At 65.7% G+C, this 17,124-nt stretch carries 10 protein-coding genes and 2 pseudogenes; 7 read left to right on the top strand and 5 right to left on the bottom strand.

Annotated features, from left to right (window positions below; translation table 11 throughout):
- Window positions 1-5 precede the first annotated feature (5 nt).
- The 6 genes from ACIPUC_RS33200 to ACIPUC_RS33175 all read left to right on the top strand — a co-directional run bounded on the left by ACIPUC_RS33200 (window position 6) and on the right by ACIPUC_RS33175 (window position 5,731).
- Window positions 6-1,304 (top strand): cytochrome P450, encoded by a 1,299-nt coding sequence (locus tag ACIPUC_RS33200; protein WP_446594099.1) that lies wholly within the window; start codon window positions 6-8, stop codon window positions 1,302-1,304.
- A gap of 107 nt (window positions 1,305-1,411) precedes the next feature.
- Window positions 1,412-1,855 (top strand): DUF3291 domain-containing protein, encoded by a 444-nt coding sequence (locus ACIPUC_RS33195; RefSeq protein WP_446594098.1) that lies wholly within the window; start codon window positions 1,412-1,414, stop codon window positions 1,853-1,855.
- 67 nt (window positions 1,856-1,922) lie between these two features.
- Window positions 1,923-2,435 (top strand): DinB family protein, encoded by a 513-nt coding sequence (locus tag ACIPUC_RS33190; protein ID WP_446594097.1) that lies wholly within the window; start codon window positions 1,923-1,925, stop codon window positions 2,433-2,435.
- 125 nt (window positions 2,436-2,560) lie between these two features.
- The gene (locus tag ACIPUC_RS33185; protein ID WP_446594096.1) at window positions 2,561-3,745 is read left to right on the top strand and encodes a macrolide family glycosyltransferase; all 1,185 of its coding nucleotides are present in this window, start codon (window positions 2,561-2,563) and stop codon (window positions 3,743-3,745) included.
- An 813-nt stretch (window positions 3,746-4,558) separates the two neighbouring features.
- A complete protein-coding gene (locus ACIPUC_RS33180) occupies window positions 4,559-5,263 on the top strand; it encodes a hypothetical protein (protein WP_446594095.1) in 705 nt (234 codons plus the stop codon).
- Between the two features lie 51 nt (window positions 5,264-5,314).
- Window positions 5,315-5,731: a hypothetical protein gene (locus ACIPUC_RS33175; RefSeq protein ID WP_446594094.1), complete on the top strand. Its 417-nt coding sequence runs from the start codon at window positions 5,315-5,317 to the stop codon at window positions 5,729-5,731.
- A gap of 367 nt (window positions 5,732-6,098) precedes the next feature.
- Here ACIPUC_RS33175 and ACIPUC_RS33170 read toward each other — a convergent pair whose 3' ends face one another.
- From ACIPUC_RS33170 to ACIPUC_RS33160, 3 genes and pseudogenes are all read right to left on the bottom strand, one after another.
- Window positions 6,099-6,551, bottom strand: a complete 453-nt coding sequence (locus ACIPUC_RS33170) for a hypothetical protein (RefSeq protein ID WP_446594093.1) — start codon at window positions 6,549-6,551, stop codon at window positions 6,099-6,101.
- A gap of 184 nt (window positions 6,552-6,735) precedes the next feature.
- Entirely contained in the window at window positions 6,736-7,062 is a 327-nt protein-coding gene (locus ACIPUC_RS33165; RefSeq protein ID WP_446594092.1) for a hypothetical protein, read from the bottom strand.
- A 132-nt stretch (window positions 7,063-7,194) separates the two neighbouring features.
- A pseudogene (locus ACIPUC_RS33160) lies at window positions 7,195-7,919 on the bottom strand (IS5 family transposase); the annotation flags it as partial.
- Window positions 7,920-8,533: 614 nt separating this feature from the next.
- On the opposite strand from ACIPUC_RS33160, the pseudogene ACIPUC_RS33155 reads away from it, so the two are divergent.
- A pseudogene (locus ACIPUC_RS33155) lies at window positions 8,534-8,731 on the top strand (transposase); the annotation flags it as partial.
- A gap of 163 nt (window positions 8,732-8,894) precedes the next feature.
- Here ACIPUC_RS33155 and ACIPUC_RS33150 read toward each other — a convergent pair.
- Entirely contained in the window at window positions 8,895-9,215 is a 321-nt protein-coding gene (locus tag ACIPUC_RS33150) for a hypothetical protein (RefSeq protein ID WP_446594091.1), read from the bottom strand.
- A 1,232-nt stretch (window positions 9,216-10,447) separates the two neighbouring features.
- A complete protein-coding gene (locus tag ACIPUC_RS33145; protein WP_446594090.1) occupies window positions 10,448-16,822 on the bottom strand; it encodes an RHS repeat-associated core domain-containing protein in 6,375 nt (2,124 codons plus the stop codon).
- Between the last annotated feature and the right edge of the window lie 302 nt (window positions 16,823-17,124).

Below are 17,124 nucleotides of genomic sequence, written 5' to 3'. Positions count from 1 at the left end.
CCGTCATGCTCACTCTCGACACCCTCGACATCACCGATGAGGCCGCCTACGCCGCGAACGGCGGCTACCCGTACGCGGAGTTCGACCTGCTGCGCCGCGAGGAGCCGGTGTTCTGGTACCGGCGCCCCGGCTTCGAGCCGTTCTGGGTGCTGACCCGGCACGAGGACGTCGCGTACGTCTCGCGCAACCCGAAGCTCTTCTCCAGCGCCCAGCGCGTCACCCTGGACACCCCCGAAGCCGTGGAGATGTTCGAGGCCCAGCTGGAGGCGCGGGCCGAGATGTTCGGGCACGCCCCGGACATGCCGCCGGCCCTGTCGTACATGGACGCGCCGCGCCACCGCCACCTGCGCCAGGTCATGGCCCCCTGCTTCACGCCCAAGGCGATCAAGGAGCTGGAGGAGCGGTTCCACGAGCTCGCCGCCGAGTACGCGCAGGCCTTCACCCGCCTGCTCGACGAGGACGGCAGCACCGCGGACGTGGCCAAGAGCCTGTCCGCGCGGCTGCCCGTCGCGGCGATCTGCGAACTGGTCGGGGCGCCCCTGAAGGACTGGGACGACATCTTCGAGTGGACCGAGGGCACCACTGCCCCCGGCGACCCCGACAACCAGCGCGACGGCGAGGACGCCGAGGCCGCCTTCGCCCGCAACATGGGCGCCCTCAACGGCTATGTCGCCGGCCTGGTCCAGCAGCGCATGGCCGAGATCGACGGCACCGGCACGGACGTGCTCAGCCGGCTGGCCCGGGCGCGCATCGAGGGGGAGGCGCTGTCCTTCCACGAGATCCTCTACACCATCTTCAACCTGCTGGTCGCGGGCATCGGCACCACCCGCAACGCGACGACCGGCGGCATCCAGGCCCTGCTGGAGCACCCGGACCAGGTGCGGAAGCTCATCGAGGACCCGTCGCTGATCGACGGCGCCGTCGAGGAGATTCTGCGCTGGACGTCGATCGCGGTGAACTTCGTGCGCACCGCCACCCAGGACACCGAGATCGGCGGCAAGCTCATCCGCAAGGGCGAGACGGTCGCCATGTGGTACCCGGCGGCCAACCGCGACGAGGCGGTCTTCGAGGACCCGTACCGCTTCGACGTGACCCGCGACGCCAGCGACCAGATCGCGTTCGGCGGACACGGCGAGCACGTCTGCCTGGGCCACCACCTGGCCCGGCTGGAGCTGCGGGCCGTGCTGCACGCCGTGCTGCCGCTGCTCCCGGAGCTGGAACTCGTGCGCAAGCCCGAGTTCGGTGTGCTCCACCTCCAGGCCGCGGAAATCAAGCGGCTTGTCGTACGACGCAAGGAACGGTGAAACACCCAATGTCCGAGAATTCAGCACCGCAGCCGCGGCCGGTACCGGTTTCCCTCCGGGAATTCGCGGCCGGGGACGAGTCCGACCTCAACGTGGTCGCCCCGTGGGTGGGACCCGCGGTCGACGAGGAAACCGGCCGTCTGAAGGAACCGCTCCGCAAGCGGCACCTGATCGCCACGTCCGTCGGCTGGCCGAAGCCCGGACACGAGCCCGCCGCCATCGCCCTGAACGAGGCCATTCTCGCCGAGCTGTATGTCCGATCCGGCCTGCTGGCCGTGACGCTCGCGATATCCGAGAAGAACTTCAACAGCACCCGGAGCCTCAGCATCTGGGAAGACGAAGAGGCGCTGAAGGGATTCCTGAAATCGGGTCCGCACATGGCGGCGGCGCGCCAGGTGAGGGAGCTCATGTACGACTGGGAAGGCGCGAACTGGGTTTCCGAGGAAACCCTGGAACTGCCGACCTTCGACGATGCGAAGGCAAAACTCGACGAGGTCCGGGCGCCCGGCCCGAGCGCATTCGAGTCGTACGACGGGGACCGTTCCGCCTGAGATCACCGAGGACCGCTCGAGGACCCCTTGAGCCCCACTCGAGAACGACAAGAGAAGGAGCAACCGCATGACCGTGACCGCCGAGGCGCCGTCCCAGTCGCTGACCACCCATTTCCTGCACCATTTCGACCTCGCCTACGGCATGGTGCTGGAGCTCGCCGAGGATTTCGACAACGAGACCGCGCGCCTCGCGCCGGCCCCGCACAAGCCGCTGGTCTGGTTCCTCGGGCACCTCATCTGTGCCACGGACTACTTCTCCACCCTGCACCAGGGCACCGAGTCCCTCGTCACCGAGGAGTTCTCCCGGCACTACGCGGGCAACGACAACAACGACTGGTCCTGGGGGCCTTCGCTGGCGGAGATGATCGAGCTCTACCAGCAGGTGCACGCGCGGATGCGGGCCTTCGTGGCCGGGCTGCGCCCCGAGGACCTCGACAGCGAGTCCCCGCTCGAGCCGTTCGGCGACGACCGGCTGAAGAACCTCGGAAAGGCGCTGTCCATCATCCAGATGCACGACGCCTACCACTGCGGCCAGATCGGCTGCCTGCGCGTCGCGCTCGGCAAGTCGGTGCCTTTCTAGCCATACTCCTCCCGGTTGGCCGGAAAGCTCCGGTATCCCGGATCCACCCGGATTCGGGATACCGGAGCCACTGCTACCGTGGCACACGGTTCGCCCGTACCGCGGTTCCAGGAAGAGGGGTTTTCATGCCTTCGCACATTGCGTTCTTCAATTTTCCGGCCATCGGCCACGTGAATCCGACGCTCGGCGTCGTCGAAGAACTGGTCAAGCGGGGGCATCGGGTCACCTGCACGGTGACCGACCACTTCGTGCCCGCAATAGAGGCGGTCGGCGCCGAGGCCGTCCGCTTCGACTCCGTATTCGGTGAGTTCTACCGCTCCCCTTACACGGAGGAGTCCAACGCGGGCGAGGGAATGCGTTGTCTCGATGACGCGACCGGCCTCGTCGAGCAGGTCAGCCCCTTCTACGAGAAGAACCGCCCCGACGTCATCGTCCACGACTTCATGTCGTGGGGCGGGCGTTTCTACGGCGGTAAGCACGACATTCCGCTCGTCCGTCTCTACCCCACCTACGGGGCCAACGAGCACTTCTCCATCCAGGAGAAGTTCCCGCTGGCCACATACGCCGACCCGCAGGTCATGGAAATGTTCGGCAAGCTCGCCGGTCTCCTTCCGGAATTCAACCTGCCGGCCGACCCGATGGCCTTCTTCCAGAACATCGAGAAGCTCGGCGTCATCTTCCTGCCGCGCGACTTCCACTACGACGGCGACACCTTCGACGACCGCTTCGTCTTCGCCGGCCCCTGCCTGGGCGACCGCTCGTTCCAGGGCTCGTGGGAGCCCGCCTCCGCGGACCGCCCGGTCCTGCTGATCTCCCTCGGCACCGCCGCCACCGGCTGGGCCGAGTTCTTCCGCACCGCGGTCACCGCGTTCGGCGACACCGAGTGGGACGTCGTCATGGCCGTCGGCGACCACATCGACGCCGCCGACCTCGGCCCGCTGCCCGCCAACTTCGACGTGCGCCGCCACGTGCCGCAGCTCGAAGTCCTGCGCCACGCCAAGCTGTTCGTCACCCACGGCGGCATGAACAGCGTCATGGAGTCCCTGTACAACGGCGTGCCCATGGTCGTGATCCCCCAGATGAACGAGCAGAAGGCCAACGCCCTGCGCGTCGACGAGCTGGGCCTGGGCCGCCACCTGGCCAAGGACGACACCACCGTCGACAGCCTGCGCGACGCCGTCGCGGCCGTGGCCGGCGACAGCGCGGTCACCGCCCGCGTCGAGACCATGGGCGCCGCGATGCGCCAGGTCGACGGCCCGTCGGTCGCCGCCGACGCCATCGAAAAGTACCTCGCCCAGCACGCCGGCTGACCCCCGCCCCGAAGCAACCCCTGCCCCCGGCCGCATCCATGGCCGGGGGCAGCTGCGTTCCGAGGCCCCTCGGCCGAGCACGCCCAGGGTCGGTAGCTCCTCAGCCCTGGCGGGCTTGCGGTGCCCCGCCGGGGTGGCCGGTCATCATGGGCGACTGCGTGTCGGACGTGCTGTGAAACAGGGAAGCGTGGCTGAGGCCGGAGGTGGTGCGGGTGGCCACTGGCTGTGCTCGTTCGGCGAACCGAGCGTCGGGGCTCACATTCGGTGGTGCAGGTTCGAGCGGGTTCAGTCGGCGGGACGCATGTGAGTGGCTGTCACGGTGATGGTGCGTCATATACCGGTTGGTTGGCCGACGTCCGTGGCGGGTTGCTCTTGTAGTAAGAGAGCGCCCCGATTTGCAGGCCTCTGACTAGCTGGTTTGTCACAGCGCACGTGTCCCCCAGGACACACTTCGAGTACCCAAATGTGTACCCAGCGAGCACATTTCGCGAAAAAATCAAGCACCGGTTGATTTCCAGAAGAGGCCGATGGGCTCCGGATCGCCGCAGGTCAGAGGGTTGGGCCTACCGGCGGACAGCCCCTCGAAAACTGCCTGCTGTCTACACCAATGTGCTCTCATTGTGACACGCCAACTCAAGCAGCCGTGTATTTTCGGCGCTTGCGGACAGAAAAACTTCACGCCTTGTGTACTTTCGAGGTCCGAGTCGAACAGATCCCGGATCGGCGGCGTCTTCCGACGCGTCGACCCGTCAAAAGACAAGCACGCGTTGATTTTTGGATAGTCTCGGACCGCCTGAGGAACGAGGAGGTCCTGTGACATCTGATCCGCCCGCCCGTCGTCAACAGCGCGGGCCCCGGCCTGTACCCGTCCCTGCCGCCACGGGCAGCGAGGCCGAGTACGGCGACATCCTGGCCGTCCTCGGGCAGCAGCTCGGAGAGAAGGTGGCACACGCCGCCGACCCCAGCGGCCGTCGCCGGCTCAAGGGAATCCACTTCGAGTACACGGCTGACCCCAAGGCCGTGCACGACATGGCCGGGGGAGCCGGTTACAGCCTGGCCAGCAACTGGTTCACGCAGCTGCTGGCCCAGTTGGCCGTCGCGAACAGCATCACCAAGTCCCAGCTCTGCGTGTTCCTCTTCGTGGCCGGAGGGCAGGTGCCGGGCACCGGCATCACCCAGTACACGCAGCAGGAGATCACGGACGGGCTGAACAAGATTGCCGCGCAGAAGGGCGGCAAGATGATCACGCGCTCCACGGTGAACCGTGCCGTGCAGGCGCTCTGCGGCTACAACTGGGTGGAAAAGGCCGGCAACGGCCGGATCCAGATCAACGTGCGCCTGTGGTTCCAGGGCAACAGCACGGCCCAGCACGAGGTCCTCGCCGAGATCGGCGAGAGGCACGAACACGACCCCGAGGCGTTTCCGTACGCGGTGGGACCGGAGGGGGCCCATCAGGAAGAGCTGGACCTCGACTTCGGGGTCAAGGAAGATCTCCAGGCAAGGAAGCGAACCGGGTGATGGCGCTGCCCGGCCAGAGCACGGGCGATCGCTCACGAGGAAGGTTGTCCCATGGCCAACGTCATGTCTCCGATCGTCGCGGAGCGCATCTGGGCCCTGCCGCTGTCAGGGTCCGCCGTCAAGTTCCTCCAGTACCTCATTTCCCGCAGCGAGTTCGGGGGGACGCTGCCGGTCCGGCAGAAGGACATGGCCGCCGAGTACGGGGTCACGCCGCAGGCCGTCAGCGGGCTCATGGCGCCACTGTGCGACCTGAACATCGTCCTGCGGCCGCGCAGCGAGGAGCGCGCCGGTAATTCCTACAGTCTTCACCCGCTCGCGGCGAAGTACGAGACCCCGGAGTCCATGGAGGCGGCGTTCCGCGCCGCCCTCGTCCGCATCCAGGCGGGGGACCTCCCGAACCTGAAGCTCCCGACCTACCACCAGGCCCCGCCCGCCCCCACGGGACGCCCGAAGCTCCAGGTCGCCTGACCTGGCCCGAAGCCGCCCAAAGACGCAAGGCCCCCCACCGAGGTGGGGGGCCTTCCGCGCCATGAGTAACAGCTGTTGCCCGCACCGTATCGACCGGGCCCCGGGGGCACGCAGCCGGATCGAGTCATGCGAGGGGCCCGTGTCCGCGTCGAGCCATCTCCGGCGCACGGCTGCGAGGTCGTGGTTAGTGCGCAGCACTGCAGGCTCGGAAGCGGTAGAGACTGCGCCGCTGGAGTTTCAGGACACAGGCTGCTCCTGGCGCCGGCGGGAATGAAGCCTGCCCCGCATTGGGACATCTGCACCGCACACGGGCGGAGCCCCCGTCAGTGGCCTGACGAGGGCTCCGAACACCTGAACTTATAGAGCGTCATCTCGCATTTGACGGCCTTGAAAATCGCTCACCGCGCGCGACGTCATGAAGCAGGTGGATCTCCCCGCTTGGATCTCCTCCTACCCACACCGCCCAAATATTACACACCGGGGACTGCGGGTTCGGGACCCTGTAGTCAATACGCACACCGGGACTCTCGTCAGGATATCGGGCAAATTCCCATACCCCCTCACCCGTGGCCAATTCCTGAGATTTGGCATCCTCCGGAGGGAAACAGCTCGGATTTTGTTTGATCCCGTTCAGTGCAGCCTTGCCATCTTCCCTGATCTCAAATTTGCCCCCCTTGGATCCAACCCAGATTCCGACGATATCCGCATTGACGATCTTGCGATCGTTCTCGTCTCCCGATTGGGTGATTGATAATCCAGCTGCTCCTGCGGTGAACAGAAGCAAAGCCAGTGACAATAGAATAACGGGCCGCTTTTTCATGCCTCGCCTTCATTTCTCGCCTGGCATTATCATCCGGCGGCCGGCCTTGGCCGGCACCACCGAGCCGCGGGCCGGGACGGCCACGGTGGTGGTGCGGATCGGCCGCTGCTGTACTCGCTCACCACGGTCAGGGCGCCGGTGCTGCCGCGATGAGTCTCAGGGTCTAACACAATGAGGTTGCTGACTACATGCAGGCGATGGAACGGGTGAGGTCTTCCGTGAGGAAGATTGTGAAGCGTCGCTGCGAGCCGGTGATCGTCGCCAGGTAGATCCGGGCTGTTCCCGCGGCATGGAGTCTGTCGACGGCTGCGGCCAGCCCGGGACGAGGGGTAACTCCGGTGTCGAGCATGACCTGATGCCGGTGCGACCAGATGTCCCAGAGCTGGTGTGCGGAGGCGGTCTGGCTCTGGAAGAGCTCGAAGGCCGAACCTGCCTGGAGCTCGGCCAGTGCGGCACGTGCGGAGGGACTACCGTCCTGATTGAGTGCGGATTCCAGGTCGTCGCGGTTCATGCGATCAGTCTGCCGGACCCGTCTTCCGGCATGGGCGGTTGCTGGTCAGGTAAGCGATAGCACTTGGCGGTGGGTGATCAAGCAGCAGGCGAGCTTGAGGAAGGCTTCGTGGATATCAGCTCGGCGTTCCCAGCGGACGCGGAGTCGTTTGAAGCCGTGGAGCCAGGCGAAGGCGCGCTCGACGACCCATCGGTAGACGCCCAAGCCGCTGCCGTGGGCGGTGCCGCGTCGGGCGATGGCCGGGATGATCCGGCGGGCCCGGACCTGATCGCGGTAGATGTCGTGGTCGTAGCCGCGGTCGGCGAAGATGGCCTGGGGCTTGCGGCGTGGCCGGCCGCGCCTGCCTCGGACGGGTGGGATGGCGTCGAGCAGGGGCATGAGCTGGGTGACATCGTTGCGGTTGCCACCGGTGAGGATGACCGCGAGCGGTGTGCCGTGTCCGTCAGTGATCAGGTGATGCTTTGAGCCAGCTCGTCCCCGGTCGACCGGCGACGGGCCCGTCTGGAGCCCCCTTTTAATGCCCTGACGTGGCTGGAGTCGACGAATGCCCTCGACCAGTCGAGCCGAGCGGCAGCATTCAGCTCGGCCAGCAGCACCTCGTGCAGCCGCTGCCAGACACCTGCCTCGTTCCAATCCCGCAGCCGTCTCCAGCAGGTCATGCCTGAGCCGAAGCCGAGCTCCTGGGGCAAGTGTTCCCATTGGATGCTGGTGTGCAGCACGAAGAGGATCCCGCACAGCACCTGCCGGTCCGGTACCGGCCTGCGGCCCGGGTACCTGAACCGTCGCTCCCTCTTCGGTAATAGCGGCTCGATCCGCTCCCACAGGTCATCCGACACGATCCACGGTGAAGCCCCCATGGCCTGGACAACACCCAACCCAGCGAACGGACATGGCCACCAGGACCGACCCACCTCATTGTGTTAGGCGTTCTTAGAGCAGCCGAAGACCGGGCGTACGGAGAAAAAAGTCCATTTCTGCCCACTCGAATAGACATGCGGCAAGAACAGCAGCCGCCGTAGGGGCGGCGAACTGCCAGTCCCCAGCCTTCCTCGCAGCCCGGGCCTCACCACGTTCCAGCAGATCAATGCTCAGGCCCCTCGTAGTGAAAGCCAGATTGACAGAAGGTCCCGTAAAGCAGACCGATCGCTTCGGTCGGGAGTAGGCGGAAGAGACCGTAACCCGGCAAGCCTCATTGTCCAGGCTAACTGCGATCCCGCTGCGCAGTAGCTTGCGGGACAAGAAACCCGGAGCTGCAAGCCCGTGAGCTTTCAGTCTCTGCTCGCCTTGGAGGGACACGTCCCAGTCTTCCCACGCTTCTGCGGCCGATTCGACGTTCGCTCGGTCTCCAGGCCGCCGGGTCAGAATGACTCTGCCCAGAGGCGTGCTACCGCTTGCATATACGGCCTCCTGGCGGGCAGGGGCCCGCCAGGCAGTCAGGGAAACATTCCTCGTCAATTTCACGTACAACACCCTCGCTGCTACTTCACGTGAACGGAGCCAACCCCGCAGGTGGGAGCCCCGCCGCCTCCGGCTCCGCCTCTTCTCCGCCGCCGCCCAGATAGTCACGACCGCCCGCCGCCAGCACCTGAGATTCGCACGACACTGGCCCTGGACCGACGTGATCACCGACGCCCTGGCACGGCTCGAAGCTCTCCCCAACCCCGGCTGACCAGCACTTTCCCGTCCCTGCAAGCAGCACCATCCCGACCGGAGCCGTGGAACCCGGCACCCACCCGACGCGACAGCGGGGCCATCAGCCTGGCCACCACCCAGCCCGAACAACCGAAACGGCCCCGCCGAAGAAACCGACGGACCGTCACGAAAGATCGCGGTTAGATCCAGTTGCCCCAGCCGAACGTGGCGATGTAGGCCCGTCGAACTGCGTCCCAGCCACGGCCGCTGCCGACGCGAACCACTGCCAGCGCAAGAATGAACCAGGCCACGAAGGCACCGGCAACGATCAAGGTCCATCGAAAACCGGAGAAACTGGCAACCACGATCAAGATGATGACCGTTACTCCCAGGCCCATGTGGGCAGCGGGGAGATCCGCGCGCAGAGCCTCGCGCACGGAGTGGCGTTCGTCGTGAATATCCTGGTTATATCGAGCAGGTGCCGAGCCATCGCCACTCTCCCGCTCAGAGCCGTGCTCCATGAGTAAGACTCCTGTAGATCCAGCTACAATTGCAACACAGGCAGCTTATGGCACGCCGTGACCGCGGCCCGCATCGACTGCCGACTGGGGCTACCCCCGGTACTGGGCGAGACCTACTGTTTGCCTCACCCGTGTCCACATTCCGCGGGTCACTTCACATGCCCAGCCACCTGCCTAACGCCAATCGTTAGTCAAAGGCAGCCGAGTTCGGAACACGCAAGTACCGGACAACCGTGTCGCAGTCAGCGTCATAGCACAGGAACCGAATCGCCTCCCCTTCCGGCGTTCGGTACTGAAGGATCAGCGTGCCTGGCCGCCAGTGGGCATGGCGCGAGATCCGACCACCCACCGGCACCCGGATCAGGCGGTGCAACGGCCGCGTGAAGTACGCGCCAAGAGCGTCACTAGCGAGCGTCCCGTAGACGAAACCCCGCACACCATTTCCGGCCTTCCAAGCCAATCTACAAGGGACATAGACATCCGCACCTCCAGCAACGGTCTCTGCTCGCCGACCGGCTCTTCGGGAAGTCACTGCCCGCGTCGCAGCACCAGCGGCCCACCCAACCATGGCCAGGAGGACGGCCCCCACCACAAAGTCCATACCTGTTTCCCCATCCATCAGCAGGACATCCTGACTGCACAGCATATCGGCAGGGCACACCTATCCACTATCGAGCCGACCTAGACGGTCGGTCCACCCGTGGGGGATCCCGTTGCACCAGGCGCCAATACGTCACCATCAGCCTATCGCGCTGGGGGAACAATCCATATCGGCATAAATAAGACCTCGGTGTGAGTATTGAGTCTGCACCCCTGATAGGCCCAGCTGCGCCATTAGGGCCGCGACCGCAAGCGGGGCCAACCATACGCACCTAAGAGAAGGCCGGAGGATTATCCACGCAGGCGATTGCGTTTTGCCCACATCGGAGCACATTCGCACGGACCTCACCGTGGAATTTTCGCCTCTTCGGCGGAATAAGCCTTAGCCTACTTAGCTAGTAACCCTTGATGGCAGAGTCCAGCAATGGCTTGACAAGCGGATGGAGCATCCTAGGTCTCATCAGCCTAACCGCACATCCGGAGGTTAATATGACCATCCAAGGCTTTCGCTAGCGGGATCCACGTCATTGCCACCTGCAGTCATTTTACCTTTCAGGCGGGTTTTGGAATAAAAAATGCTGCCGCCCGGAGCAACCCCGGGCAGCGGCACAATCCTAGGGCGCCACATTAACCTAGAAGAGATTCTTCATGTACGAAACTACCCTTCCCCTCATGCTGGCGAAGTCGGTCCTGCCGAGACCAGCGAAGAGAGGGTCAGAGGCTCCTCGGGTCGTGAGTCCCGGGCCGGCGATTCCCTGCTTGGGGCCCATCAGAAGGCCGCCCAAAATTCCTCGACCAAAGGTCGCCCCACCAATCATCCCCATTGCCTCAGCCTTCGCGGTAGGCAGAAGAAATTGCGTAGCCCCTCGAGCTCGCTCTTCTTCAGACGCAACCATCATATGGGCGGCCACCCCGGCAGTGAATAGGTAAGCCGCGCCCACCAAGAACAAGCCGCCACCGCATACCACGGATGCAATGCAAGCCGCCGTTCCCGCCGCCGCAAGAAAACCGACTACGACGTTTACGCCTTTATGTCTCCACCAGTCCTCACTCCCAAGCGTGTTGTCCCACTTCTTGACTACACCATTCTTCAGGGAGTCCCAGAGGGTCTTCTTCTCAGCCTTCTTAGGGGAGTTTGACCGGTACGCTTTATAGGACTTGCAGCTGGGGTCTTTTCGGCAGGCGTATTTGTTGCGTGCCTTTTGTTTCACATATTCGGGTGCGAGTGTTCCGCCGCTGTTGGTAACTTCTCGCTCGTAGTTGTTTCCGTATCCGGTGGGCTGGGTTCCACCCTTGGTGCAGGTGTACATGCCGCTCTTGCACTCTTCGAGCGCTTCGCCGGTCGGGTCGGACTCGGTCAGGGGGCTGTTGTTGGCGTACTGGTAGGCGTTGTGTTGGCGGGGGTCGTCCACCACCATCAACGGGTCCACGGAGAGGAAGCGGCCGAGGGCCGGATCGTACTCGCGCGCTCCGAGGTGGGTAAGGCCTGTGGTCTTGTCCTGGGTGCCTCCGACGAAGCCGTGCTCACCCGGCCAGGCGGCCGGCGCGGCGCCGCGCTCCTCGCCGAACGGCTTCGTCGCTCGGCGCTGGACTTGGAGTGTTGCTGCGTCGATCGCGGTGGTGCCGGTGTTGTGGTGGTCGACTGCGACGTAGGAGACCTTGCCGTCGGAGGTCCGTACGATCGTGGTGCCGCCGGGTGTGGAGTAGTAGCGGGTTCCGGTCACCGTGTTGGCGGCGGTGTTGAGGGTGAGTTCGGTCGAACCGAGGTAGAGGGTCGTCTTGCCGGGGTCCTTCCGCAGCAGGCGGTTGCCCGCCGCGTCGTAGGCGTAGGTGGAGGTGCCGGCCTTGGTGGTGGCTGAGGCGAGTTTGCCTTCGGGCGTCCAGCTCAGGGTTTGGGTTGATCCTGCGGCATCGGGGCGGGTGACCGTGTTGCCCGCCGCGTCATATGTCGTCTCGGCCGTGACGGCCGGACCCGTGCCCAGCGTCCTGCTGGTGGAGATCGGGGCATGTGGGCGAGAGGAGCCGGGAGCCGGGTAGGTATGGGCCGTGGTGACGGTCTTGGCGGCGTCGCCTGCCGGGTCGTGGTCGACGCTGGAAGTGCGGTTGCCCGTCACGTCGTAGGTGAAGGACTGGTGGTATGGGGTTATGCCGCCGACTTTGCCGGGCTGGGGAGCGGTGTTGGTGCAGCCGCCGATGCCCGGGACGGACGGGCCCGGCTGGGTTGTGGTGGTGCCGGTGTCGGTCCAGGCCTGGGTCAGGCGGCGGAGGTAGTCGTAGGTGAAGCACTGGGTGTCGCGGGTCGCGCCCTGCGTATTGGTGATCGAGGTGACATCGCCGGCCTGCGTGTAGGTGTAGTTCGTGATGTCGACCGCGGTGTTCGTGTCCTGCTTCTTGAACTCAGTGCTCAGGAGACGTCCGGTCGCCGGGTCGAGCACGTTCGTGAAGCTCGCCTGCTTGGGGTCGTCGCCGAAGGTGGTGCGGCGGACCTGGCCGAGTTCGTCGTAGTCGGTGAAGTTGACGTAGTTGACGCTGTCCGCGCCGTAGGAGACGGGCAGCCCGTTGGCGTTGCGGCTGGTCGTGAGGCGCTCGGACGGCAGGCCCCCAGCGGCGGGAACGACGGTGCGGCGCTCCAGGCCCGTGATGGGGTCGTAGCTGGTGGTGGCGGTGTAGGTGCCGGTGAGGGCTCCTTCGCCGGCCGGCACGGTCAGCTTCGTGCCGGTGGGCCGGTAGCCGATGTCGTAGCCCGTGGTCTCCTGGCGCCAGGCCTTGCCGTCCACCCAGCTGGTCGAGGCGGTCAGCTGACCGGGGAGCACGGTGTCGTACTCGTAGGTCGCCAGGTTCGGTCCGTCGGCAGCGTTGAGGTTGCGGGACGTCGGGCGGCCGAGGATGTCGTAGCTGGTGAAGACCGTCTTGCCTCGGGCGTCCACGGACGATACGGGCCGGTCGGCCGCGTCATACGTGACCGTGGACGTGCCCTTGTCGGGGTCCATGGCACGGATCTGGCGGCCGTGGAGGTCATAGTCGTACGTCCAGGCGTTGCCGGCCGGGTCGGTGATCCGGGTCAGCTTGCCGTCGGTGTTGTAGGCGTAGCGGGTGGCGTCGTACTCGCCTTCAGGCTTGCCGGTCTTGTACTTGCGCCGCTCGACGGTACGGCCTTGGGCGTCCGTGATGACGCTGCTCGCGCTTTCGCCCTTGGGTGGGGTGGTGTCGGTGCGGTCGGCACCGGGATAGGCGGTGACGGTGCGCCACTGCTCCTGTGCCTTGGAGGAGAGCACGCTGGCTGTCGGGCGTCCGAGGCCGTCGAAAAGGGTGGTGGTCGTTGAGGGGACCATGTCTTCGTTGGCGATGAAGCGGGTCTTCACCGGGGCGGAGTCGGCGTTGACGTAGGCATTGTTCGTCTTGACGGCACGTCCGTGACTGTCGTACCAGGTGTCGGTGACGACCCGGCGGCCCACCTCGCCGTTCTGCGGTACCGACTGGACCTGCACTTGCTGTCCCAGTGAATCGAGGATGCTGATAGAGGTCGCGTACGACAGGTCCGACCGCAGCGTCTGGGTGGTGACAGAGCTCGTCGCGGTGTTGCTGACGTCGTACGTGAACACCTTGCTGGCGCTGGCACTGCGCGCGCGGCCCGGCAGCCAGACGGCGGTCGTACGGCCTAGCGCGTCGTACTCCACCTCGGTGGTCCGGTTGTTCTGGTCCACGGTCTTGACCGGCGCTCCCCGCAAAGGGTGCGAGGTGGTCGTGGTGGTCCAGTCCTTGGCGTTGGTGACCTTCATCGTGGTGGCGCGGGCCGGTGCTGCCGGCTCGTACACCGTCGTGGTCTTCGCGCCCGCGGCGTCCGTGGCGCTGGTGACGCGGCCGTAGGCGTCGTAGGTGGTGGTGCCGTTCAGGCTGTACTTCGGCTGGCCGGCCTCGAAGCGGTCGAGTTCCTCGGTGCTGGTGGCCTGACCCGGACCGTTCAGTGTGCCGTGAGGCTGGTTGTCGTAGTAGGTCCGGCTACGGCTGAGGGTGTTCGCCTCGGTCTCGGTGGCGCTGCAGTCGCTTCTCTGGGTCTCGATGGTTTCAGAGACGCGGTCGATCATCCAGGTGGCGGTGTTGCGGGCGTAGGAGAGGTTGGTGCAGGTGTCCGGAAGCCCGTTTGCCTGGTCGCGGGTCCACTCCTCCATGCCGTAGGTCTCGTCGTACTTGACGGTCTCCGAGGTGGTCTGCCACGTCTTGTCGGCGCGGAGCTTCTTCTCACGGGAGGAACCGTCGCGCTGCATCTGCGCGGTGAGGACCGGGAGCTTGGTGCCGCGGCTGTGGGTGGCGGTGACAGGGGAGAGCCACGGCTCGTTCTGGGCCACCATGATGAGTTCGCCGCCGTCGGCGGCGAAGGTCTGGGTTTCCCGTACGGTGCCCGCGAGCGGGCCGCTGTCCTTGACCGTGTTGCCGGCCAGACCGGTGAAGGTGGCCGTGCGCTTGCTGCCGTCGGCCTTGACGTCGCCGTCCATGCCGCGCAGGTAGAAGGCCGCGGTCTTGGAGACGGGGTCAGGGGCGGTGCCGGCGCGGGTGATGACCTGTTCGTAGCCGCGGAACTGGTTCCAGGTGCGGCGCTTGTCCTCAGTCAGTTCCTCGTCGTCCCGGTGCCAGGCGGCGCCGCCGACGTACTCGTAGCGGACCTCTTGAGGGCGGGAGCCGCCGATGTTGTCGAGTTCGGTGACGCGGGTGACGACGTACTTGTGGAACCAGTCCAGGGTCGGGTCGAGCGGGCTCTTGTCGTCCGGGTTCCAATAGACCGGGAAGCAGCGGGTGACGTTGCCGTCCTTGGAGGACGGGAGCCCGGCGCCCGGGGCGCAGTCCGGATCGGCGTAGCCGATGTCCGTCACCTGGCCGGTCTCGGAGGTGATGCCGACGATGCGACGCCGGTTCATCGCAGGCCTGTTGTCGACACTTGAGTCGACGCGGTTGTTCAGGAAGTCACCTGTGAAGGTGACGGGCTCGGTGGTGGTCGCGCCGTCATGGCCCGTGTGCCGGATGGAGGCGAGCCACAGAGCGGGGGCGGTCTTGTCCTCCGGGTTCGGAAACTCGTGCGTCAGCTCGTAGAAGTCGACGTTGTCGTAGCCGCCCGTGCCGTTCAGGACCTGAGTGGTGATCTTGGTGAGGCGCTTGGTGGTCCAGAACGTGGCGGAGTAGTTCTCGCAGATGCCCGTGGTCGCGCAGTTCTGGTCGAAGGGAACGTCGGGCCATTTGGTGGCGTTCGCCTTGGTCAGCTTCGCCGGGGCGCAGTCGAAGACGTCCTTCTCCGGGAGGCAGCGCTCGGAGGTTTCGAAGAGGACTTGGGCGGTCGGCATGACGGTGTCCGCGTCTGCCAGTTTCGAACCGTAAGTGATCTTGGTGAGGGTGCCGCCGCGCGTGTACGGGGTGAGCGTGCCGTCCGGAGTCGCCGCCGAGACCCCTTGCTTGTAGCGGTTGGTCTCCGTGGTGTACCAGTGGGTGGTCACGCCGCCGCGCGGGTCGACGACGAAGTCGAGGTTCCAGCGCCAGGCCTGAAGGCACGAGGATGCGGCGAAGGTCGGCTTGTTGCACTCCTCGCCCGCGTTGTTCCCGTAGACAGGGGTGGTCCAGGCGGAGTTGGTGGCGGGCGCGGTGGAGCTGCCGGGCTTGCGGCCGACACCGAAGTAGTACTGGGTCCCGTCCGGCGTGGTGATCTTCCAGTACTCGCCGTTGTTGTCGCCGTTGGCCGCGCCGGTCAGGCGTTCGACCTTCGAGGCGTCGTCGTTCTCGAGCCGCCAGGCGCCGGACGTGTCGTCGCGTACGAGGGTCGAAGACCGTCCGTTCAGGGAGATCGTCGCGTTGTGGCCGGCGATGCACTGTTCGCTGGATTCGGCCTGGCCGTCCTTGGCGCAGGGCTTGAAGCTGCGCTCCACGAAGCCGGGCGAGTAGTCCCAGCCCTCGCCGATCCATGAGGACTGGTTGTTCGTGGCTGCCGTCCGGCCGTCCACGGACTGTGAGCTGTAGGAGAGCGAGATGGCCGGCTTTCCGCCGCCCAGTCCGTCCGGTACGGCGATGGGGTACGACCAGGAGAAGCCGCCGGTGTTACCGCCGCTGCTCCACTTGCCCGACGGTGCCAGGCTCGTGGCCGTGTACGTGCCCGCCGGGCCGCCGGGGGCGGTCGTCACGCCGAGCACCGTAGCCCCGCCGGCCACACCCATATCGGTCGAAGCAGCATTGGTACGGGCGCCCTCTGCCACGGAGTCGCTCTTGAGTGGAACCTCCGTGCTGAGCAGCCCGATCCGGTCGCCGTTCCTGGCTGTCTGCATAGGAGTCTGCCTGCGGCACTCCGCGCGCTCGGGAGTGGTCAGCGCGCACTCGGGGAGCGTGACCAGCCGTGCCCTGGAGAGCCAGTCGCCGCCGAACGCCCCCGCGATGTGCGAAACGTCCACCGAGACCTTGACTGGGCCGCCCTTCACCGATGCATCGGCAGGCCGGACCGCCAGCAGCATGCCCTGGACACCGGCCTTCTCGGCGGCCGTCCGGTCCGTCAGCTGCACAGCGGCTTTGCCGGTGCGAGGTGCGTCCTTGTCTGCAGTGGGGCTCACCCAAATTGGCGCGGCTCCAGCGCGGTTCGGGTCTGCGGCAGGCGCCACCGGGCCGCCGCTGGAGGGCGCCGGTTTGGTGAAGAGCGAACCGCGCGGCGCAGCAGGCGGCGCGGCAGGCGGCGCGGCGGCCAGATCCACCTCGGCCTTGGAGGCGGGTGGCCAGAACACGTCCCGAGGGCGCCAGGCGGCCGCGCCGTCGCCCTTCGGCCTCTTCGGGTCGGACTTCGGAGCAGTTTTTCCGGAGACCGATTCGGTTTTGCTCAATGTGCCCGGTGACCAGCGGCGTTGATCTTTGGGCTGCCACTGTGCGGCCTGGGCCGTCCCCGCGCCCACGAGCAGCGAAAGCGCGACTAAAAGCGGAACTGTGATGCGTTTTTGGATCGTCGAGCGTCTTCTTATCGTGCGCAGTCCAGCTGGTGCCGACACGGCACGCCCCCCACGGTCGCCGAGTAGATCAATTGGGCCGAGATCTTAGCCTGCCGGGAATTCGCTCAACCCGAACCAATCTGGACAAGCCACCCCACCGACCTGCAAGATTCGTAAGATTGCCCGAAACTCGACCCTTCGTATGCGCGATGGCTGGATTCCCTCGATTGGTTGGTCGCGATTCCACTAAAAGCCACATGGAATACCATCCTCCGAATTCATATTGGCAACGGTCTGCGCCGCCAGGCTGTTAGCGTTCAGGCCCAGTTGTCGGTAACGATCACATCGGGGAGTTTGCCGTG

It is taken from the genome of Streptomyces sp. LARHCF249 (assembly GCF_052871255.1).
This window is presented reverse-complemented; position numbering and strand designations above follow the sequence as displayed.

Coding starts and splice junctions, on each gene's coding strand:
- ACIPUC_RS33200 (WP_446594099.1), top strand. CDS start 6: ATGCTCACTCTCGACACCCTCGACATCACCGATGAGGCCGCCTACGCC.
- ACIPUC_RS33190 (WP_446594097.1), top strand. CDS start 1,923: ATGACCGTGACCGCCGAGGCGCCGTCCCAGTCGCTGACCACCCATTTC.
- ACIPUC_RS33185 (WP_446594096.1), top strand. CDS start 2,561: ATGCCTTCGCACATTGCGTTCTTCAATTTTCCGGCCATCGGCCACGTG.
- ACIPUC_RS33175 (WP_446594094.1), top strand. CDS start 5,315: ATGGCCAACGTCATGTCTCCGATCGTCGCGGAGCGCATCTGGGCCCTG.
- ACIPUC_RS33170 (WP_446594093.1), bottom strand. CDS start 6,551: ATGAAAAAGCGGCCCGTTATTCTATTGTCACTGGCTTTGCTTCTGTTC.
- ACIPUC_RS33165 (WP_446594092.1), bottom strand. CDS start 7,062: ATGAACCGCGACGACCTGGAATCCGCACTCAATCAGGACGGTAGTCCC.
- ACIPUC_RS33150 (WP_446594091.1), bottom strand. CDS start 9,215: ATGGAGCACGGCTCTGAGCGGGAGAGTGGCGATGGCTCGGCACCTGCT.